The 19,262-nt window shown below is 64.7% G+C and carries 11 protein-coding genes; 6 read left to right on the forward strand and 5 right to left on the reverse strand.

The window, feature by feature from the left end:
* Together W930_RS0105095 and W930_RS0105100 are read right to left on the reverse strand one after the other, a co-directional pair.
* Window positions 1–1,383, reverse strand: a complete 1,383-nt coding sequence (locus tag W930_RS0105095; protein WP_023594623.1) for an MFS transporter — start codon at window positions 1,381–1,383, stop codon at window positions 1–3.
* 76 nt (window positions 1,384–1,459) lie between these two features.
* A complete protein-coding gene (locus tag W930_RS0105100; RefSeq protein ID WP_023872091.1) occupies window positions 1,460–2,062 on the reverse strand; it encodes a GNAT family N-acetyltransferase in 603 nt (200 codons plus the stop codon).
* A gap of 869 nt (window positions 2,063–2,931) precedes the next feature.
* Here W930_RS0105100 and W930_RS0105110 point away from each other — a divergent pair.
* Window positions 2,932–3,222: an H-NS family nucleoid-associated regulatory protein gene (locus W930_RS0105110; RefSeq protein ID WP_023594626.1), complete on the forward strand. Its 291-nt coding sequence runs from the start codon at window positions 2,932–2,934 to the stop codon at window positions 3,220–3,222.
* Between the two features lie 273 nt (window positions 3,223–3,495).
* Here W930_RS0105110 and W930_RS0105115 read toward each other — a convergent pair whose 3' ends face one another.
* Both W930_RS0105115 and W930_RS0105120 read right to left on the reverse strand, forming a co-directional pair.
* Window positions 3,496–4,773, reverse strand: a complete 1,278-nt coding sequence (locus W930_RS0105115; protein WP_023872089.1) for an ATP-binding protein — start codon at window positions 4,771–4,773, stop codon at window positions 3,496–3,498.
* A gap of 109 nt (window positions 4,774–4,882) precedes the next feature.
* Window positions 4,883–5,602: a response regulator gene (locus W930_RS0105120; protein ID WP_028730836.1), complete on the reverse strand. Its 720-nt coding sequence runs from the start codon at window positions 5,600–5,602 to the stop codon at window positions 4,883–4,885.
* A gap of 772 nt (window positions 5,603–6,374) precedes the next feature.
* On the opposite strand from W930_RS0105120, the gene W930_RS26140 reads away from it, so the two are divergent.
* The 5 genes from W930_RS26140 to W930_RS0105150 all read left to right on the forward strand — a co-directional run bounded on the left by W930_RS26140 (window position 6,375) and on the right by W930_RS0105150 (window position 16,893).
* Complete coding sequence (locus W930_RS26140; protein ID WP_023872086.1) at window positions 6,375–7,622, forward strand: MdtA/MuxA family multidrug efflux RND transporter periplasmic adaptor subunit; 1,248 nt, start codon at window positions 6,375–6,377, stop codon at window positions 7,620–7,622.
* A 140-nt stretch (window positions 7,623–7,762) separates the two neighbouring features.
* Window positions 7,763–10,951 carry an MdtB/MuxB family multidrug efflux RND transporter permease subunit gene (locus tag W930_RS0105135; protein WP_023872085.1) on the forward strand — a complete coding sequence of 1,063 codons (3,189 nt, stop codon included), beginning with the start codon at window positions 7,763–7,765 and terminating at the stop codon, window positions 10,949–10,951.
* Window positions 10,948–14,112 (forward strand): multidrug efflux RND transporter permease subunit, encoded by a 3,165-nt coding sequence (locus W930_RS0105140; RefSeq protein WP_023594632.1) that lies wholly within the window; start codon window positions 10,948–10,950, stop codon window positions 14,110–14,112. Before W930_RS0105135 ends, W930_RS0105140 begins: the two co-directional genes overlap by 4 nt.
* Window positions 14,113–14,308: 196 nt before the next feature.
* The gene (locus tag W930_RS0105145) at window positions 14,309–15,799 is read left to right on the forward strand and encodes an efflux transporter outer membrane subunit (protein ID WP_023872084.1); all 1,491 of its coding nucleotides are present in this window, start codon (window positions 14,309–14,311) and stop codon (window positions 15,797–15,799) included.
* Between the two features lie 455 nt (window positions 15,800–16,254).
* On the forward strand, window positions 16,255–16,893 hold the full coding sequence (locus W930_RS0105150; protein ID WP_023594634.1) for a response regulator: 639 nt from the start codon (window positions 16,255–16,257) through the stop codon (window positions 16,891–16,893).
* A gap of 65 nt (window positions 16,894–16,958) precedes the next feature.
* Here the strand turns inward: W930_RS0105150 and W930_RS0105155 are convergent, their stop codons facing one another.
* Window positions 16,959–19,181 carry an FUSC family protein gene (locus W930_RS0105155; RefSeq protein WP_023594635.1) on the reverse strand — a complete coding sequence of 741 codons (2,223 nt, stop codon included), beginning with the start codon at window positions 19,179–19,181 and terminating at the stop codon, window positions 16,959–16,961.
* Window positions 19,182–19,262: the final 81 nt, after the last annotated feature.

Raw genomic sequence — 19,262 nt, forward strand, 5'->3', positions numbered from 1 at the left:
TCAGCGCTTGCGCGCCAGTTCGGTCCCGGCGTTGGCGGGCAACTGGCGGGTAATGGGGATCGAGAGCACTGAGAACAGGCCGATCACGAGGAACGCCGGCAGGAAGTCGCTGGCGGTGAGTCGGTCGTGACCGGCCAGGCGACTGCTCGCTTGCAGCACCATGCCCGAGATCGTTACGCCGAGCCCCAGCGACAGTTGCTGGACCACGCTCGCGAGGCTCGTCGCGCGGCTCGCATCGGCGCTCTTGATGTCGGCGTAGACGATCGAGTTCAGGCACGTGAACTGCAGCGAGGGGAAAAAACCGCCGAACGCCACCACGGCGAGCATCACAAGGACCGGCGTGTCGTGCGTGAACAGGCCATAAGACGACAGCGCCACGCCGGCGAGCGCGGCGTTGACGATCAGCACGCGCCGGAAGCCGAATCTCGCAAGCACGCGCTGGGCGATCGCCTTCATGAAGATCGCGCCAAACGCCGAGGCGCACGTGATCATCCCCGATTCGAATGGGTCCATGTGCAGTCCCTCCTGCAACGCCAGCGGCAACAGGAACGGCACGGCGCCCAGCCCGATGCGAAAGAGCGAGCCGCCCACCACGCTGGCGTGGAACGTCGGAATGCGCAGCAGCCGGAAGTCGAGCAGCGGCGCCTGCACCCGATTGGCGTGACGCCAGTAGGCAAGGACGCACAGCGCACCCGCGACGCACATCGCGATCACCACGCCGTTGTCGACCTGGTGCTCGCCGATCAGCGCCAGACCCAGCATGAGCAGGCCGCTGCCGAGCGCCGAGAGAATGAAGCCGAGCGTGTCGAGGCGTCCCGCGTTGCCGCCCCGTTCGTTGTCGATGTACTTGCCCGCGAGATAGATGCCGAGCAGGCTCACGGGAATGTTGATGAAGAAAATCCAGCGCCAGTGCAAATAGGCGGTGATCGCGCCACCGAGCGGCGGGCCGATGACCGGGCCGAGGAGCGCTGGCATGGTCAGATACCCGATGGCCTTGACGAGGTCATGTTTGGGCACGGTCCGAAAGATCACGAGACGACCGACCGGAACCATCATCGCGCCGCCAACGCCTTGCAGAAAGCGGGCGAACACGAAGGTCGGCAGCGAAAACGATACCGCGCACAGGATCGAGCCCGCCATGAAGATGCCGATCGCGGTGCGGAATACGTTTCGTGCACCAAACCGATCGGAGACCCAGCCGCAGACAGGGATAAAGATCCCCAGCCCGACCACGTAGGCGGTGAGCGCCATCTTGAGCGAGATCGGATCCTGATGGAGATCGCGTGCCATGGCAGGCAGCGAGGTGGTGATCACCGTGGCGTCGATGTTCTCCATGAACAGGGCGCAGGCGATGATGAGCGGAATGATGACGGCGCGCGACACGATGGGGGAGGCTGCTGGCGCAAAGAGCGCAATTCTCCCACGAATTAAACAGGCGCTTCAATCGCGGAGGCGACGCCTACCGCGTGCCGCACGCCAGCGCGTCTGCCTCGAGCCGGTACAGCACATGACGACGCAGGCGGTGCCCCGGGGGAATCAAAGGGTGCAAGAAGTCCTCGTCGGGACAATGGCGCATGCCGATGCGCTCCATCACCGCGCGCGAGCGCACGTTCGCCGGCACCGTGAAGGATACGAGCTCGCTTAGCCGCAGCGTGTCGAAGGCGAATTGCGCCGCGGCAATGGCCGCTTCCGTCGCGTACCCTTTCGACCACCAGGCTTGCGCCAGCCGCCAACCGATCTCGACCGCCGGCGCGAACGGCGCGTCGAAACCGACGCGCATGAGGCCGACGAATCCGGCGAACGGCGTCACACCGGGAATTTCCAGTGCCCACGGTCCGTAGCCGTGCGTGTGCAGATGCTTCGCCAGCCGAAGCGCGACGGCGTCGCTCTGCGCCCGGTCGAGCGTTGTCGGGAAGTGCCGCATGACCTCGCGATCGGCGTTGAGCGCGGCGAACGGCGGCAGATCGTCGGCGCGCCAAGCACGCAGGATCGTGCGCTCGGTGCGCAGGACCGGCGCGTCGGTGTCGAACGGCGAACTCGAAGTGACGGGCGAAGGGCTCATGCGCGGGCAGTGTCTCCATGGCGTCGGCGCGAGTATTCGCCGATTGCGACAAATCAGGAATGGCTTAATTTCGATGTTTCCAATCTGGATATACGGGGCAAATCCAGACCTGACAGGCCACAGCGGGCGTTAGGCCCCATCTTACGAAAACTCCTGCGTTTAGGGAAATGACATTGCCGCATGAGTTTGACGTATACGTCAATGGATCCGTCATAAGCGCCATTTCTCCGGTGGACCTTGATAATACCGACTCGCGAACGCTCATCGTGGACAATTCGATTGCGGATAGCTCCGATATCGAGGAAACGTTCATTAGGATGGACAGGCATGTCGAAATCCGGAGGCGTCATTAATGTTCGCCGAAAGCCATATGGACGGATTGGCCGGGATTTGTCGTTTGGTATCCGTAGTTTGCGTCGCCCCGATGCGAATCGTCCGAGTGCCGACGCTGCTTTGGATAACAGACTGATCGGATAGCGATTAAGTATTTGCGATCGTATATTTTGCCGCGCCGAATTATCGGGAAAAAGAAGTCGGGACGCTCCCGCGAGTCGAGGGGGAATGCTTTCCACGTCTTGTTCGATGCGTAGTGAACTAAATTGGCATTGTGGAGTCCTGATGACAGGCCCCTCGGATTCACCGGGAATCTCGAAGAAATTGAAGTGGCATGCGCTGGGATTATGATGTGAACAATCCGGCGGTATTCCCGGAATCGTGCCCTGACTTTGTGCATATTCCGAGGTGCCACTCGGATAATTCATTACTTTTTCGCGTCTCAAACCCCATTTGCCGGAAATGCGGTTTTCAAATAATTAAAACTCGTGTTATTTTAAGTGGCGATCCATTTTAACAACGTAAGGACACGCCAGATGGCAAGCTATAAGGAACTCGTCGCCCAGCGCGAAAAGATCGAAAAGCAGATCGAAGAGGCCCGCGCCCGTGAAGTGGCTCAGGTCATTGCAGAAGTCAAACAGAAGATCCAGGAATACGAACTGACGGCGAAAGACCTGGGCCTGGTGGCCACGGATGGCCGTCGTCGCGCCGCTCGTGCGCAGATCGCGCCGAAGTACATGAACCCGGCGACGGGCGAAACGTGGTCGGGTCGCGGCCGCGCGCCGAAATGGGTCGGGAAGAACAAAGAGAAGTTCCTGATCAAGTAAGCCGCCGGCAAACGTCGGGCCGGCGCTGCCGGTCACATGCCAGGGAGAGGTTGGGGGCGGTGCGTCGCGGCAACGCGTGCCAACAGGCGCCGGCGCAAAGCGGCGGCCATCTTCACCGTGTCCCTGAGAGCAGTAAAGCAGCAGCCCAGTTATCGCATTGCCCCCCAACCCGGATCGCCTGGCTGTGGCTTGATGTGATGCAGCGCCACGCACGAAAAAAACCCGCCCTTCGTTGATCGATGGCGGGTTTTTTCATCGTCGGCATCCGGCGCGCTAGGCGGCGTTCGTATCGTCCGGAGGGAACATCAAGGTGACTTGCAAGCCGCCGGCAGGGCGGTTGCTGAACGACACACGGCCGCCGAGTTGCTGCGTGAGCTTGTCGACGATGGCGAGTCCCAGCCCGCAGTGTGCATTGCCGCCGCGCGCCGGATCGAGGCGCACGAAGGGCCGCACGATACGGTTGATGTCCTCGTTGGGAATGCCGGGGCCGCTGTCTTCGATAACAAGACGCCAGCCGCCCGGGTCCTGTGATGTTCGGATCGTGAGCGGCGCGCGCCCGTACGTCACGGCGTTATCGAGCAGATTGTTCACGATGCGCTCGAGATACGTCTGCTTCAGCTTGAAGCCGGGGCCGGCCTGAAGATCCAGATCGATGGCATAGCCCTGGTCGAGAAACGGTGCGATCAAGGCTGGGATGCGCGCTTCCACCGGCGACGCCGCGCCCTCCATCTCGACGCCTCGGGCGAACAGCAGGAACTGATCGACGATACGGGTCATCGACTCGGCGTCGCGCGTGATGCCTTCGCTCATCTGCATGTCTTCGAGCATTTCCGCGCGCAGGCGCAAGCGGGCGAGCGGCGTTTTCAAGTCGTGGGCAATGCCGGCGAGCATCGTGTTGCGCTCCCGGTCCGTTTGCACGATGTCGTGGCTCATTCGGTTGAAGCGCTCTGTCAACTGCCGCAGTTCTAGCGGGCCGCGCTCCTTGACCTGCGTGCGCACGCGATGCGTGGCCAGTTGCTCGGCCGCCGCGGCCATGTCGCGCACGGGGCGCTGCAACTGCCAGGCAGCGAACAGCGCGAAGATGACGGTAATGCCCAGCACGGCGGCCAGGCCCGGAAGAATGGTTGCCGTGCCCGGCGGATTTCGCACGGACAACACCGGCGTGGCAATCCAGTAGTCGCGGTTGGGCAGGCGCGCCCAGATGCGCGGCGGCGGCGTGCGCTCCACGCGCAATTGCGTCCCGGCGGGCAGCCGGCGCGCCAGTTCGGTGGTCAGGCGTGCGCTTTTGCTCGCGGGCTCGAACACGTCGCCGTGCGCGAACGACACTGGCACGACCTGCACGAGGTCGGGCAGCGTGAGCGCCGAGTTGCCGTCGTGCACCTCGGCGGCGGCCTTGATGATGAACGCCATCTGCTCGGCGGCGTTCTGAACGCGCGTTTCGTCGTGATCGCTGCGAAGGATCGTCAGATACGAGAAATGGCTGATGACCAGCGCCGCAATGATGATCACCGCGAGCCGGCCGAACAGCGTGTCGAAGCGAAGCCCCTTCATGCCATGCTCCGCATGAGGGACGGAATGTCCAAAATCGGCCGCATGCCGGAATCCTTGTCAGACCGGGAATATCGGCGCCGGACAGCGTGGCGCCGTGCGTTTCGCTTCATTAACCGGTGGCCATGTCGGCGCGCTGGCCGTCGGGGACGAAAATGTAGCCGCGCCCGCGCACGGTCTGAATGAAGCGCGGGCTCTGCGCGTCCTCGTCGAGCAGCCGGCGCAGGCGCCAGATCTGCACGTCGATGCCGCGGTCGTTGACGTCGCTCTCCGCGCCGTAGAGCAATTCGATGATGCGTTCGCGCGAGAGCACCTGCATGGCGTGGTTGACCAGCAGGCGCAGCAAGCCGTACTCGCCATCCGAGAGCGTGAGCAATTGCGCGTCGCGGGTGAGCGTGCGGCTGCGGAAGTCGAGTACGAACGGACCGAACGTGTAGTTCTCGCGCTGTTCCGGTACCGCCGCATCGGGCGTCTTGCGTCGGCGCAGCACGGCGTTGATACGCGCGAGGAGCTCGCGCGGGCTGAACGGCTTGCCCAGGTAGTCGTCGGCGCCGATCTCGAGTCCGACGATGCGATCGATCTCGTCGCTGCGAGCGGTGAGCAGAATCACCGGCACGTCGTCGTTGCGCGCGCGCAGGTCGCGCAGGGCCGTGAGGCCGTCGACTTTGGGCATCATCAGGTCCAGCACGATCAGGGCGGGGCGCTCACGCTCCAGGCGCGCGGCCAGCCCGTCCCCGTCGTGCATGACCGCGACGGAGAAGCCGTGACGGCTCAGATACTCTCTGAGCAGGTCGCGCAGGTCGGGATCGTCGTCGACAACAAGAATTTTCATATTCGATCGGACAGGGTGTGTCGTCATGATAGTGGCCTCGGCGCGCGCCCAGACACGCATTTTGTTTCCGGACATTACAGTCTTGGCGGCCTGTAACGATGCGTAATAATAGAGCGAGCCCGCGTAACGCGCGATTTTCGCACGCATCACGTAAGCTTCAATCTCACCATTTCCGCATACCCAGTCGCGCATTCCGCATGTTTTCATGTGGCGAGAATGGCGCGATCAGGCATTGCACGGCACCGCCGCGGCCGGATGAGGTGACGTTCCGCGATGACGCGCGTCGACAGGCGTGCATCGACGAAATGTGCCGATGAATTGCCTCGGTCCGATGCCGCTTCGAAATGCGACGCAAGGATTCGACGCGAACCATCTCGCGTGCCTTCGGTCTTTTCACAGCACTGCCAATCTTGAGCCGGCGGCACGAAAAAACCAGACAGGTGCGTCGCCCGCGTCACGCCGGCGACGCCCGCATGGGCCGCGCCTGCGCGAAGGCATGTCGGTCTGCTATGCTGATCGGCCAAATCCGGCTTCAGGCGCGGCCCCGCAAGGTTTTCGGGCATCTTTGCCGCGCCGCAGCAAACCGACCGAAAAAAACGTCGTCCCCAACGGACGAATCCGCCAACGACTCCGCTGTTACGAGGAAGTTATGACCGAGCACGGTCCCCACGGTTCGGAACCACCGAACGGTTCTGATCGGCCCACGTCCCCCAACGGGACGCCACGTACCGCCACGCCCGCGCTTGCCGAATCGCGCCGGCGCCGATGGCTCGTGCCCGGCATCATCGGATTGATCGTCCTGCTCATTGCCGGCGGCGTGTATTACCGTTTGCACGCGCCAAAGGCGCAGGGTCCGGGGCAGGCGAGCGGGCGTCGCGGCGGTCCGCCGGGCGGCATGGCCGGCGCGGGCATGCCGGCCACGCCGGTGACCGCCGTCGAGGCGAAAACGGGCGATCTGCCGGTCTTCCTCAACGGGCTGGGTACTGTCACGCCGACGCGCAGCGTCACCGTGCACTCTCGCGTGGACGGCCAGCTCATGAAGGTGCACTTCAAGGAAGGCGACATGGTCAAGGCGGGGCAGTTGCTCGCCGAGATCGATCCGCGTCCGTTCCAGGTGCAGGTCACGCAAATGGAAGGTCAGTTGGCCCGTGACCAGGCGCTGCTCAGGAACGCGCAACTCGACCTGGCCCGCTATGAAACGCTGCTCACGCAGGACTCGATCGCCAAGCAGACGGTCGACACCCAGCGCGCGCTCGTCAAGCAGTACGAAGGGACCGTGAAGTCCGACCAGGGGCAACTCGACAACGCGCGGCTGCAGCTGAACTATGCGAGCGTCACCGCGCCGGTGTCGGGCCTGGCGGGCCTGCGACAGGTCGATCCGGGCAACATCGTCCACGCCTCGGACACCAACGGTATCGTCATCATCAACGAAGTCACCCCGATCACGGTCGTCTACACGATCCCCGAAGACAATCTGCCGTCGGTGGTCAAGCGATCGCGCGCCGGCGAAGCGCTGCCGGTCGAAGCGTTCGACCGCGCGAACAGGATCAAGCTCGCCGACGGCAAGCTGGCGTCGATCGACAACCAGATCGATACGACCACCGGTACCGTCAAGCTCAAGGCAGAGTTCGCGAATCTCGACGGCGTGCTGTTCCCGAACCAGTTCGTCAACGTGAAGATGCTCGTCGACACGCTCAAGGGTGCCACGCTCGTGCCGAGCGCCGCGGTGCAGCGCGGCACGCAGGGCAGCTTTGTCTACGCCGTGCAGCCCGACCACACCGTCAAGTTGAAGACGGTGAAGCTCGGCCCGACGGACGGTGTCAACGTGGCGGTCGAAGCGGGTATCGCGCCGGGCGAGAAGCTCGTGATCGACGGCATGGACAAGCTGCGCGACGGCGCGAAGGTCGAGGTGATCACCCCCGAGAGCCGGGCGGCAGCCGTCGCCCCGCGCGCCCCGGGCGCCCCGGGCGACAAGCGCGGCGCCGCTGCCAACGGCGGCCATCGCCGCCAGGCGCAGTGACGATGCGCCGCGCGATCCCGCGTGAGGCCGGGCCTGGCCCGGCGGCGACGCCGGACGCCGCCGCGCCCGCGATCCCGCGCGAGCACGCCGCCCGGCCCGGCGCCGGATGGCAGCCCCAGAGACGCCTTCGAACGTAGCCAATGAATCCGTCACGCCCGTTTATCCTCCGGCCGGTCGCCACATCGTTGCTGATGCTGGCGATCCTGCTCGCCGGTTTCGTCGCCTACCGGCTGCTGCCGCTGTCGGCATTGCCGGAAGTCGACTATCCGACCATTCAGGTCGTCACGCTCTATCCGGGCGCCAGCCCGGATGTGATGACATCGTCGGTGACCGCGCCGCTCGAGCGCCAGTTCGGCCAGATGCCGGGGCTCAACCAGATGTCGTCGACCAGTTCGGGCGGCGCGTCGGTGATCACGCTGCAGTTCTCGCTCAATCTCGGCCTCGACGTCGCCGAACAGGAGGTGCAGGCCGCCATCAACAGCGCGAGCAACCTGCTGCCGAGCGATCTGCCGATGCCGCCGATCTACAGCAAGGTGAATCCGGCCGACACGCCGATTCTCACGCTGGCGATCATGTCGAAGACCATGCCGCTGCCCAAGCTGGAGGATCTCGTCGACACCCGCGTGGCGCAGAAGATCTCGCAGCTGCCCGGTATCGGTCTGGTGAGCCTCTCGGGCGGGCAACGCCCCGCGGTGCGTATCCAGGTCAATCCACGCGCCGTCACGTCGTACGGATTGAACATCGAGGACGTGCGCACGTCGATTGCCGCCGCGAACGTCAACGGCGCGAAGGGTAGTTTCGACGGACCGCTGCGCGCGTCGACCATCGACGCCAACGACCAGCTCGCCTCGGCCGACGAATACCGTAACCTGATCATCGCCTACAAGAATGGCGGGCCGATCCGGCTGTCCGACATTGCCGACGTGATCGACGGCGCGGAGAACACCAAGCTCGCGGCGTGGGCCGACACCACGCCCGCCATCGTGCTCAACGTGCAGCGCCAGCCGGGGGCGAACGTGATCGAGACGGTCAACAAGGTCAAGGCGCTGCTGCCGCAGCTTCAGGCCTCGTTGCCGGGCAGCATCGACGTCAAGCTGCTGACCGATCGCACCACCACGATTCGCGCCTCGGTCTCCGACGTGCAGTTCGAGCTCGTGCTCGCCGTCGCGCTCGTGGTCATGGTGATTTTCGTCTTCCTGCGCAACGTCTCGGCGACCCTGATCCCGAGCGTGGCCGTGCCGCTGTCGCTGGTCGGCACGTTCGGCGTGATGTATCTGTCCGGTTTCTCGATCAACAACCTCACGCTCATGGCGCTGACCATCGCGACGGGCTTCGTGGTCGACGATGCCATCGTCATGATCGAGAACATCGCGCGCTACATGGAGCAGGGCGAGAAGCCGCTGCAGGCGGCGCTCAAGGGCGCCGAGCAGATCGGCTTCACGATCATTTCGCTCACGTTCTCGCTGATCGCCGTGCTGATTCCGCTGTTGTTCATGGGCGACGTGGTGGGCCGGTTGTTCCGGGAGTTCGCGATCACGCTGGCCGTGTCGATCCTGATCTCGGCGGTCGTGTCGCTCACGCTCACGCCGATGATGTGCGCCAAGCTGCTGCGTCACGTGCCCGAAGAGAAGCAGGGCAAGTTTTATCGCAAGACCGGCGAAATGTTCGATCGCATCATCGCGAAGTACGGCGAGTGGCTCACCTGGGTGCTCGACCGTCAGCGGGCCACGCTGCTTGTGGCGCTCGGCACGCTCGTGCTCACGGTGTTGCTGTATCTCTGGGTGCCCAAGGGCTTCTTCCCGGTGCAGGATACCGGGGTGATCCAGGGCATTTCCGAGGCGCCGCAGTCGATTTCGTTCGCCGCGATGAGCGAGCGCCAGCAGGCGCTGGTGGCCGCGGTGCTCAAGGATCCGGCCGTCGAATCGGTGTCGTCGTTCATCGGCGTCGACGGCGTGAACACCACGCTCAACAGCGGGCGCCTGTTGATCAATCTGAAGGACAAGCATACCCGTGGGCTCGACGCCTCCGAGGTCATCCGCCGCATTCAACCCGAGGCGGCGAAGGTGCCGGGCATCGCGCTTTACATGCAGCCGGTGCAGGATCTGACGATCGAAGACCGTATCAGCCGCACGCAATACCAGTTCACCCTGCAGGACCCGAGTCTGGACACGCTTGGCGTGTGGGTGCCCAGGCTGGTCGACAAGCTCCGTGAGGTGCCGGAGCTGGCCGACGTGACGAGCGACCTTCAGGTCAACGGACTGCAGGCGTACGTCGAGATCGATCGCGATGCCGCGAGCCGACTGGGCGTGACGCCCGCCGCCGTCGACCAGACGCTTTACAGCGCGTTCGGCCAACGCCTGATTTCGACGATCTACACGCAGGCGTCGCAATACCGCGTGGTGCTGGAAGTCGCCGACGACTTCCGGCGCGGGCCCGATGCGCTCAGGGGCATCTACGTGGCCTCGACCTCGGGCGTGCAGGTGCCGCTCACGTCGTTCGCGAAGGTCATCGAGAAGCCCACGCCGCTCGCGATCAACCATCAGGCGCAGTTCCCGTCGGCGACGATCTCGTTCAACCTGGCGAAGGGCGCGTCGCTCGGCCGGGCGGTCAAGGCGATCACCGCGGCGGAGCAGTCGATCGGCCTGCCGGTCAGTACGCAGACCACATTCCAGGGGGCCGCGCAGGCGTTCCAGGCATCGCTCTCGAATACGCTGTGGCTGATTCTCGCGGCCGTGATCACGATGTACATCGTGTTGGGCGTGCTCTACGAGAGCTACATCCATCCGATCACGATCCTGTCGACGCTGCCCTCGGCCGGCGTCGGTGCGTTGCTCGCGCTCATGGTCTCGGGCAACGACATCAGCATCATCGCGATCATCGGCATCATCCTGCTGATCGGCATTGTGAAGAAGAACGCCATCATGATGATCGACTTCGCCCTCGAGGCGGAGCGTGAGCACGGCATGACGCCGCGCGAGGCGATTTATCAGGCGTGCCTGCTGCGTTTTCGCCCGATTCTGATGACGACCATGGCCGCCGTGCTCGGGGCGCTGCCCCTCATGCTCGGCTCGGGCGTGGGCTCGGAGCTGCGTCAGCCGCTCGGGATCACGATGGTGGGCGGGCTGATGGTGAGCCAGGTACTCACGCTCTTCACCACGCCGGTGATCTATCTGTGGTTCGATCGACTCGCCTACCGGGCGCGGGCCTGGCGCGAGCGACGTTTCGGGCCGTCGGACGACGTATCGCACGACGACCGGGGCGATGCTGACGACTCGGGCGGCCAGGGTGGTCAGGGCGGCCCGGCAACCACGGACGGTCCTGCGCGATGAACCTGTCGGCTGTCTTCATCAGGCGCTCCGTCGCGACGGTCCTGCTCACCATCGGGGTGACGCTGGCGGGCAGTGTCGCGTTCGGGTTGCTGCCGGTCTCGCCGCTGCCGCAGGTCGATTTCCCGACCATCTCGGTGTCCGCGTCGCTGCCCGGCGCAAGCCCGGAGACGATGGCCGCCAGTGTGGCCACGCCGCTCGAACGCTCGCTGGGGCGCATTGCGGGCGTGACGGAAATGACGTCGAATAGCACACTGGGCTCGACACGCGTCACGTTGCAGTTCGACCTCTCGCGCGACATCAACGGCGCCGCGCGCGACGTGCAGGCCGCCATCAACGCCGCGCGCAGCCTGCTGCCCACGGGCCTGCCGAGCAATCCGACCTATCGCAAGGTGAACCCGGCGAGCGCGCCGGTGATGATCATCGCGCTCACGTCGGAGAGCATGACGCGCGGCCAGATGTACGACGCCGCCTCGACCATCCTTGCGCAGAAGATCTCGCAGCTCGACGGCGTGGGCGATGTGACCGTGGGCGGCAGTTCGTTGCCGGCGGTGCGCGTCGAGCTCAACCCGACGGCACTCAACAAGTATCAGATTCCGTTGGAAACGGTGCGCACCACGATTCAGTCGGTGAATGCGAATCGTCCCAAGGGAGCGCTCGAAGACGGCGACCGCCGCTGGCAGATTCTCGCCAACGACCAGGCGAAGACGGCCAGCGAATACATGCCGGTCATCGTGAGTTACAAGGACGGTCGTCCGGTGCGTCTCTCCGATGTGGCCGACGTGGTGGATTCAACGCAGGACCTGCGCAATGCCGGATCGGCAAACGGCAAGCCGTCGGTGCTGCTGATCGTCACGACCCAGCCGGGCGCGAATATCATCCAGACGGTCGACGGCATCAAGCGGATTCTGCCGAATCTGCGCGCGTCGATCCCGGCGGCGATCAATCTCGATGTGGTGCTGGACCGTACATCGACGATTCGCGCGTCGCTCAGGGAGGTGGAACGCACGCTGCTGATTTCGATCGCGCTGGTGGTCATGGTGGTATTCCTCTTCCTGCGGAACTGGCGCGCGACGCTCATTCCGAGCGTGGCGGTGCCCGTGTCGCTGATCGGCACCTTCGGGATCATGTACCTGTGCGGGTTCAGTCTCGATAACCTGTCGCTCATGGCGCTGACCATCGCCACGGGCTTCGTGGTCGACGACGCCATCGTGGTGCTGGAGAACATTTCGCGGCACATCGAGGAAGGGCTGAGTCCGTTCGCGGCGGCGCTCAAGGGCACCCGCGAGGTCGGCTTCACCGTGTTGTCGATGAGTATCTCTCTGGTGGCGGTCTTCATCCCGCTGCTGCTCATGGGCGGCATCGTGGGACGCCTGTTCCGCGAGTTCGCGGTCACGCTCTCCGCGGCGATCATGGTGTCGCTGGTCGTGTCGCTCACGACCACGCCGATGATGTGCGCACGTCTGCTCAAGGGGCGCGCCGCGCCGGGCGTTCCCCCGGAGACGGCGCCGCTCGCACCCGAGCCGCCGCGTCGAGCGTCGGTCTGGGCGCGCGTGGGCGACTGGACCGAGCGCATGTTCGCGGCGATGTTGCGCGAGTACGAGCGCTCGCTCGGGTGGGCGCTGCGGCATGGGCCGCTGATGCTGATCATTCTCCTCGGCACGATCTGTCTGAACGTCTGGCTCTATGCCGTCGTTCCGAAGGGTTTCTTCCCGCAGCAGGACACGGGGCGCATGATCGGCTTCATCCAGGCCGACCAGGCCATTTCGTTCCAGGCGATGGAAAAGAAGCTGGCCGACTTCATCACGATCGTGCGGGCCGATCCCGATGTCGCGACGGTGACCGGCTTTACCGGCGGGTCGAACCGCAACGGCGGGATGATGTTCGTCACGCTCAAGCCGCTGGGCGAGCGAAAGATTTCGGCCGATCAGGTGATCGCACGCCTGCGCGGAAAGCTCGCGAAAGAGCCCGGGGCGATGCTCTATCTCCAAGCGGCGCAGGACATTCGCGTGGGCGGGCGGTCGAGCAATGCGCAATATCAGTACACGCTGCAGGCCGACGATCTCCAGCAATTGCGCGAGTGGGAGCCGAAGGTGCGCAACGCCATTTCGCGTCTGCCGAACCTCGCCGACGTCAACACCGATCAGCAGGACAAGGGCCTGCAGACGACGCTCGTGGTCGACCGGGACCAGGCGTCGCGTCTGGGGCTGACGATGAGCCAGATCGACAATGTGCTCAACGACGCCTTCGGGCAGCGCCAGGTTTCCACCATCTACAACCCGCTCAATCAGTACAAGGTCGTGATGGAAGTCGCGCCGCGCTGGTGGCAGAGCCCGGAGTCGCTCAAGGATATCTATGTGGTGACCTCGGCCGGCGCGCAGGTGCCGCTCTCGGCGTTTGCGAGCTACAAGCCGACGAACACGGCGCTGGGCGTGTCTCACCAGGGGCAGTTCGCCGCGAGCACGATTTCGTTCAACCTGCCCCCGGGCGTCTCGCTCTCGCAGGCGCAGGCGTCGATCCAGGACGCTGTGAACCGGCTTGGCATGCCCACGTCTGTGCACGGCAGCTTCCAGGGCACGGCGCAGGCGTTCCAGTCGGCGCTGTCGTCGCAACCGATCCTGATTCTGACGGCGTTGCTCACGGTGTACATCGTGCTTGGCGTGCTCTATGAGAGCTACATCCATCCGCTGACGATTCTCTCGACGTTGCCGTCCGCGGGCGTGGGGGCGTTGCTGGCGTTGATTCTCTTCGACACGGAGTTCAGCATCATCGCGCTCATCGGCGTGATCCTGCTGATCGGCATCGTGAAGAAGAACGCCATCATGATGATCGACTTCGCGCTCGACGCGCAGCGGCGCCACAACATGCCGCCGCGCGAGGCGATCTTCCACGCTTGCGTGTTGCGTTTCCGCCCGATCATGATGACGACCATGGCGGCGATGCTCGGGGCGATCCCACTGGCCCTGGGCACGGGCGACGGCGCCGAGCTGCGCCAGCCGCTGGGAATTTCCATCGTGGGCGGGCTGCTGGTGAGCCAGGTGCTCACGCTGTACACCACGCCGGTGGTGTATCTGTACCTCGACCGTTTGCGTCTGCGTTGGGCCCGCTGGCGTGCCCGCGCACGCACCGGTCACGGCGACGCCGGGGAGGTGGGGCATGGCTGACAGCGTTTGCCGTCCGCGACGGTCCCCTCAGGCGCGCATCGTCGCGTTCGTCGCGCTTTCCAAAACCCAAGTCCCGGCCGATGGGCCGATGTGTGCTATGTCCCGTATCCCGAATCGTGAAGCCGTTCCCGCCTGCTCTCATGCCGTCCCGGCAGCGTGCGATGCGCGAGGGCGAAGCGTGCGGGCGCTTCGGCCCATGCGCCGCACGGCCACGTTCCTCGCGGCGAGCGCCGTGCTGTGGCTTGCCGGTTGCGCCGTGGGGCCAGACTACGTCCGCCCGGAAATCGACATGCCGGCCGCATTCAAGGAAACCGGCGACTGGAAATTCGCGCAGCCCAATGACGCCGCAGCCAAGGGCGATTGGTGGGCGATCTACCAGGACCCGGTACTCTCCGACCTGATGTCGCAGGTCGACGTCAACAACCAGAACATCAAGGTGGCCGAGGCGAACTACCGGCAGGCCCTGGCGGTGGCGTCGCAGGCACGCTCGGCGTTCTTCCCGACGATCGGCGCCGACGCCGGACTGACCCGCTCCAGTTCGCGGGTGAGCAACACGGCGGTCAGCGGCTCGGGCGCAGGCGGCATTTCCAACAGTTATTCCCTGTCGGGCACGGCGAGTTGGGAGCCGGATATCTGGGGCAGCGTGCGTCGCTCGGTGGAAGCCGGCAATGCCAGTGCGCAGGCGAGCGCGGCCGATCTGGCCAACGCGCGGCTGTCAGCACAGGCACTGCTTGCGCAGAACTACTTCGACCTGCGCGTGACGGACGCGCAAAAGGCGCTGCTCGATCGCACCGTCGCCGCGTATGAGGAGACGCTCAGACTGACGCAGAATCAATATGCGGTCGGCGTCGCGCAGCGCTCCGACGTCATCCAGGCGCAGTCGCAGTTGCAGTCGGCGCAGGCGTCGGCGCTCGACATCGAAGTGACGCGGGCCCAACTGGAGCATGCGATCGCGCTGCTCGTCGGCAAAGCGCCCGCGACGTTCTCGCTCGCTCCCGCGCCATTGCGTGCGGCCCTGCCTCCGGTGCCGGCCAGTCTGCCGTCGCAATTGCTCGAGCGCCGGCCCGATATCGCATCGGCGGAGCGCGCGGTGGCCGCGGCGAACGCCAGGATCGGCGTGGCCAAGGCGGCCTTCTTCCCTTCACTCACCTTGTCGGCCACGGGCGGCTTCCAGAGCAGCAGCTTTGCCGACTGGCTCACGCTGCCGAGCCGGTTCTGGTCGGTCGGCCCCGCGCTGGCCGCCACGCTCTTCGACGGCGGTCTGCGCCGGGCGCAGACCGACGCCGCCATCGCGGCCTACGACGCGCAGGTGGCGACCTACCGCCAGACAGTGCTCACGGCGTTCCAGGCGGTCGAGGACAACCTTGCCGCGCTGAACTATCTCGGCCGCGAGGCTGCCGTGCAGACGCAGGCGGTGCAGTCCTCCCGTGAGGCGGCGCAGCTCATCCTCAACCAGTACAAGGCCGGCACCGTTGCGTTCCAGAATGTGCTGACGGCCCAGGCCACGGCCTATGCCACCGAGCGCACCTCGCTCACGATTCTCGGACGTCAGTTCACGGCGAATGTGCTGTTGGTGACGGCCCTGGGCGGCGGCTGGCATGGCCTGCCGACCGACGGCGATGGCGCGGCCCGCGACGACGCCGCGCCCGATGCGGCAAAGGCCTCGGGCGCGGCCGCCGGCAAGTGACGAGACTCGGCCGTTGCCACTACGCATCCGCCGATGCCGGGCGGTGGCCGAGCACTAATTTCGCCTCCGGTGTTTAAGTAATTTCCGAACTTCGCATTCGGAATGAGAGAAACGCGCCCGGCGAAACCTCCGAACGCCGGTGACGCGAGTAGCACAGACTCGGGCGCTGCGTGTCTGTGCAATTTCATCTCCCTGCGAGCCCGGTCAAGCAGTTAGACGGCAGTTACCGCTCTATCGGGCAGCACGCGGGCCTCGCGCGGGCTGAGCACGCCGCGTGGCAGTGCCGCGCGGCCTCCGCGACTATGTGACGTTTCCCATCTGATTGGCGCGACCGCTTTTTGCCAGAATGATCCCGCTTCGCGGCGACGGCAGACGCGGGGCACCCACCGTGCATGGCATGAGGCGCGCACGGCCACTACGGGGCTGCCAGATGACGAATAAGGAGGGGGACAGGGATGACGATCAATGTCGTGGTCGCGGATGACCATCCGATTGTGCGCTTTGGGATACGACGCCTGCTCGAAGAGCGCGAAATGATTCATCTGGTCGGCGAGGCGGCCAATTCGTCGGAGCTCGTGAGCTTGCTGGCCAAGGCGCCGTGCGACATTCTCGTGACCGATTTCTCGATGCCGGGCGGGCATTTCAAGGATGGCCTGTTTCTCATCGGTTACGTGCGCCGCTACTTTCCCAACATCAAGATCATCGTCGTGACGATGCTGGAGAATCTGGCGATCCTGCGCGGCATGCTCAAGCTGGGGGTTCACTCGATCCTCTCGAAGCTCGACGAGCAAAGCTCGATCGCCGACATCGTGTGCGTGGTGGCGGACGGCAGCCGCTACATCCCGGCGGGGCTGGCGACGCGGCTGCACGACGCCGTGGCCGACGATACCGAGATCGACGCGACGAAGCTCTCGGGGCGGGAAGTCGAAGTGGTGCGGTTGTTCGTCTCGGGGCTCACCATCAGCGAAATCGCGTTCAAGCTCAGCCGCAGCGTGAAGACCGTCAGTTCCCAGAAGACCAACGCCATGCGCAAGCTCGGCCTCGACCGTGACGTTGATCTCTATCATTACGCCACGCGCTCGGGCATCGCCTGACGGCCGCAGGCCACGCCCGCCGCTCTCCTGCCGGGGGCGGACGCGCGACGTGCGGCGGCGCCGCGTCAGGCAGGCAGACGAATCCCTCGCATATCCCGAAGAATCAGCTCGCCGGCGCGCAGCATCTGCTTGAGTTGGTGCACTACCTGTTTGATCTCCTGCACTTGCGCTTCGGACACATCCGGTTGCTGTTCCTGCGCCACGACCAAGGCATCGAGACGCCGCGTATAGTCCCGCATGGCCTCGGTCGCGGCCTGCGCATCCGTCGGCACCGACGCCGCCGGCGCGGCCACCGCCTGTGACAGCAGATCGCTGATGGCCGAGACGACCTGCTCGAGCTCGCCGCTCTTGTCCGCCGCGATTCTACGCGGCAACACATCCGCCATGCCCGTGATGTACGACGCCATGACGTGGTTCTGCACCAGCAAATCGTTCAGTTCCCCGACGCAGACCTGCTTGGACTTCGGCTCGAGCATCATGCGCTTGAACGCCCCGCCGAAATTGCCGAAGGCGATGTGCATGTCCTTGCGCGCCATGCGATAGGCCAGATCGTCGCGCTTGCCGTCGCGCCCGGCGCTCGCCTCGAGGTAAGCACGGGTCGATTGCACGGCCTGGCGAATGAGCGGTCCCATCAGACGGTACTCCCAGTATGGGAACAGGTACGAGCACACCAGCGCGACGGCCGAGCCGATCAGGGTGTCGATGGCGCGCTCGCCGATGACCGACAGCGATCCCGGCAGCAGGAAGTGGAACAGCAACAACACATACGACGACATGAATACCACCGACAGGCCGTAGTTGAAGAGCGACAGACTGTTCCCCATGACCATGCAGAAGAACATGAGCGCAAGCAGCACCCAGGACTTTTGCACGAACGAGAGGATGACCAGCACGCTCACGCAGCCCACGAGCGTGCCCGTCAGACGCTGGGCGTTCTTCTGCTTCGTCAGGCTGAAGCCCGGCTTCAGAATCACGATGATGGTGAGCAGCACCCAATAGCTGTGCGCCTGGCCGGCGAGCACCGACCAGTTCTCGCAGATGATCAGGCCGGCCGTGATGGCAATCGTCACGCGCAGCGCATGACGAAAACTCGGCGACGAGAATGTCAGGTTTTTCCAGAGCAGCTTCGGCGAGAAGCTCTGGCGCGAGGTAAAGCGCAGCAGCGCCTGATCGATCTGCACCTCGGTGGCCGTGCCGGCCGTGGATAGATCCGTATTGCGATGCATGCGCTCCACGATGCGCGTGGCGCTCCATACGCGGCGGAAGGTGCTCGTGAGCGCCTGATAGGCCTCGGGTGAGCGCTGCGGCAACTGTTGCTTGCGCATCAGCTCGATCTCGTACTCGATGGCGCGGAATTCCGCCCGCCAGCTGCGTTGCGCCCGCGAAGGCTCGTTCGTGGCGATGGCGTAGCCGATGGCATCCACCTCGTTCGCGATCTTGCGCACCATGTCGCGGAAGAACAGCAGTACGTCGTTGTCCGCGAATTCGCGGCGCAACATCGGGTAGTCGGTGTGCACCGAAACTACCGTCTCGTGCAGATCGACGATGTTGATGAACAGGTTGAACAGCATCGTGCGGCGCGGCTCGAGCGTGCCGGTACGCAGGCGCGGCAGGTTGCGCAGGATGATCTCGCGCGCGGCCTGCTGCTTTTCCACGACATTGACCTGCGCGGCGATCAGGCGCCGGTAACATTCGTCGATATCGGTCGAGGTATCGTAAAAGGCCGCTTTGGCCGCCAGATATTCCGACGTGACGAAGAAACTCTCCGCGAGTGTCTGCTGTTCGATGCGAAACCACCAGATGCGACAGACGACGAGACTGAAATAGGTGTACCAGAGCCCGCCCGCGAGCACGGCACCGGCGTCCAGCACGGCCTGATGCCGCGTGAGATCGGCCTCGACATTCAGGACCATCATCATCAGGCAGGCAAAGCTCACCAGCGAGGCGCGCATGCCATACACGACCAGCATCGAGAGGCCGAACGTCAGGATCAGCGTGGTGATCCACAGTTGCCAGGGCTGGGCGGCCGTGGCCATGCCGGTAATGAGGACGGTGAGGGCGCCGAGCAGGGTGCAGCTGAGCAGCTCCGTGTGCTTGTGTCGCAGCGGTCCGTTGATGTCGACCACGCTCGCGCAGAGCGCGCCGGAGGCGACTTCGATACCGAGCAGGTGCTGGTCCATGCCCCAGAACAACACGAGAGCGGGCAGCACGACACCCACTGCCTGCCGGGTGCCGCTGAAAAAGTAGTGGCTGTAGAGGAACTTCTTGATATCGGTCTGGTAGTCCATGCGTCGGGTGCGAGGGTTCCGCAGCAAAGGCGGCCGCGCGACGGGGTACGGCGCGGCGCACAGAGAGTCTAGCCGAAGCCC

The sequence above is a fragment of the Pandoraea sp. E26 genome, assembly GCF_000681415.1.
GTDB lineage: Bacteria > Pseudomonadota > Gammaproteobacteria > Burkholderiales > Burkholderiaceae > Pandoraea > Pandoraea pnomenusa.

Coding starts and splice junctions, on each gene's coding strand:
- W930_RS0105140 (WP_023594632.1), top strand. CDS start 10,948: ATGAACCTGTCGGCTGTCTTCATCAGGCGCTCCGTCGCGACGGTCCTG.
- W930_RS0105100 (WP_023872091.1), bottom strand. CDS start 2,062: ATGAGCCCTTCGCCCGTCACTTCGAGTTCGCCGTTCGACACCGACGCG.
- W930_RS0105115 (WP_023872089.1), bottom strand. CDS start 4,773: ATGAAGGGGCTTCGCTTCGACACGCTGTTCGGCCGGCTCGCGGTGATC.
- W930_RS0105145 (WP_023872084.1), top strand. CDS start 14,309: ATGCGCCGCACGGCCACGTTCCTCGCGGCGAGCGCCGTGCTGTGGCTT.
- W930_RS0105135 (WP_023872085.1), top strand. CDS start 7,763: ATGAATCCGTCACGCCCGTTTATCCTCCGGCCGGTCGCCACATCGTTG.
- W930_RS0105155 (WP_023594635.1), bottom strand. CDS start 19,181: ATGGACTACCAGACCGATATCAAGAAGTTCCTCTACAGCCACTACTTT.
- W930_RS0105120 (WP_028730836.1), bottom strand. CDS start 5,602: ATGAAAATTCTTGTTGTCGACGACGATCCCGACCTGCGCGACCTGCTC.
- W930_RS0105110 (WP_023594626.1), top strand. CDS start 2,932: ATGGCAAGCTATAAGGAACTCGTCGCCCAGCGCGAAAAGATCGAAAAG.
- W930_RS0105150 (WP_023594634.1), top strand. CDS start 16,255: ATGACGATCAATGTCGTGGTCGCGGATGACCATCCGATTGTGCGCTTT.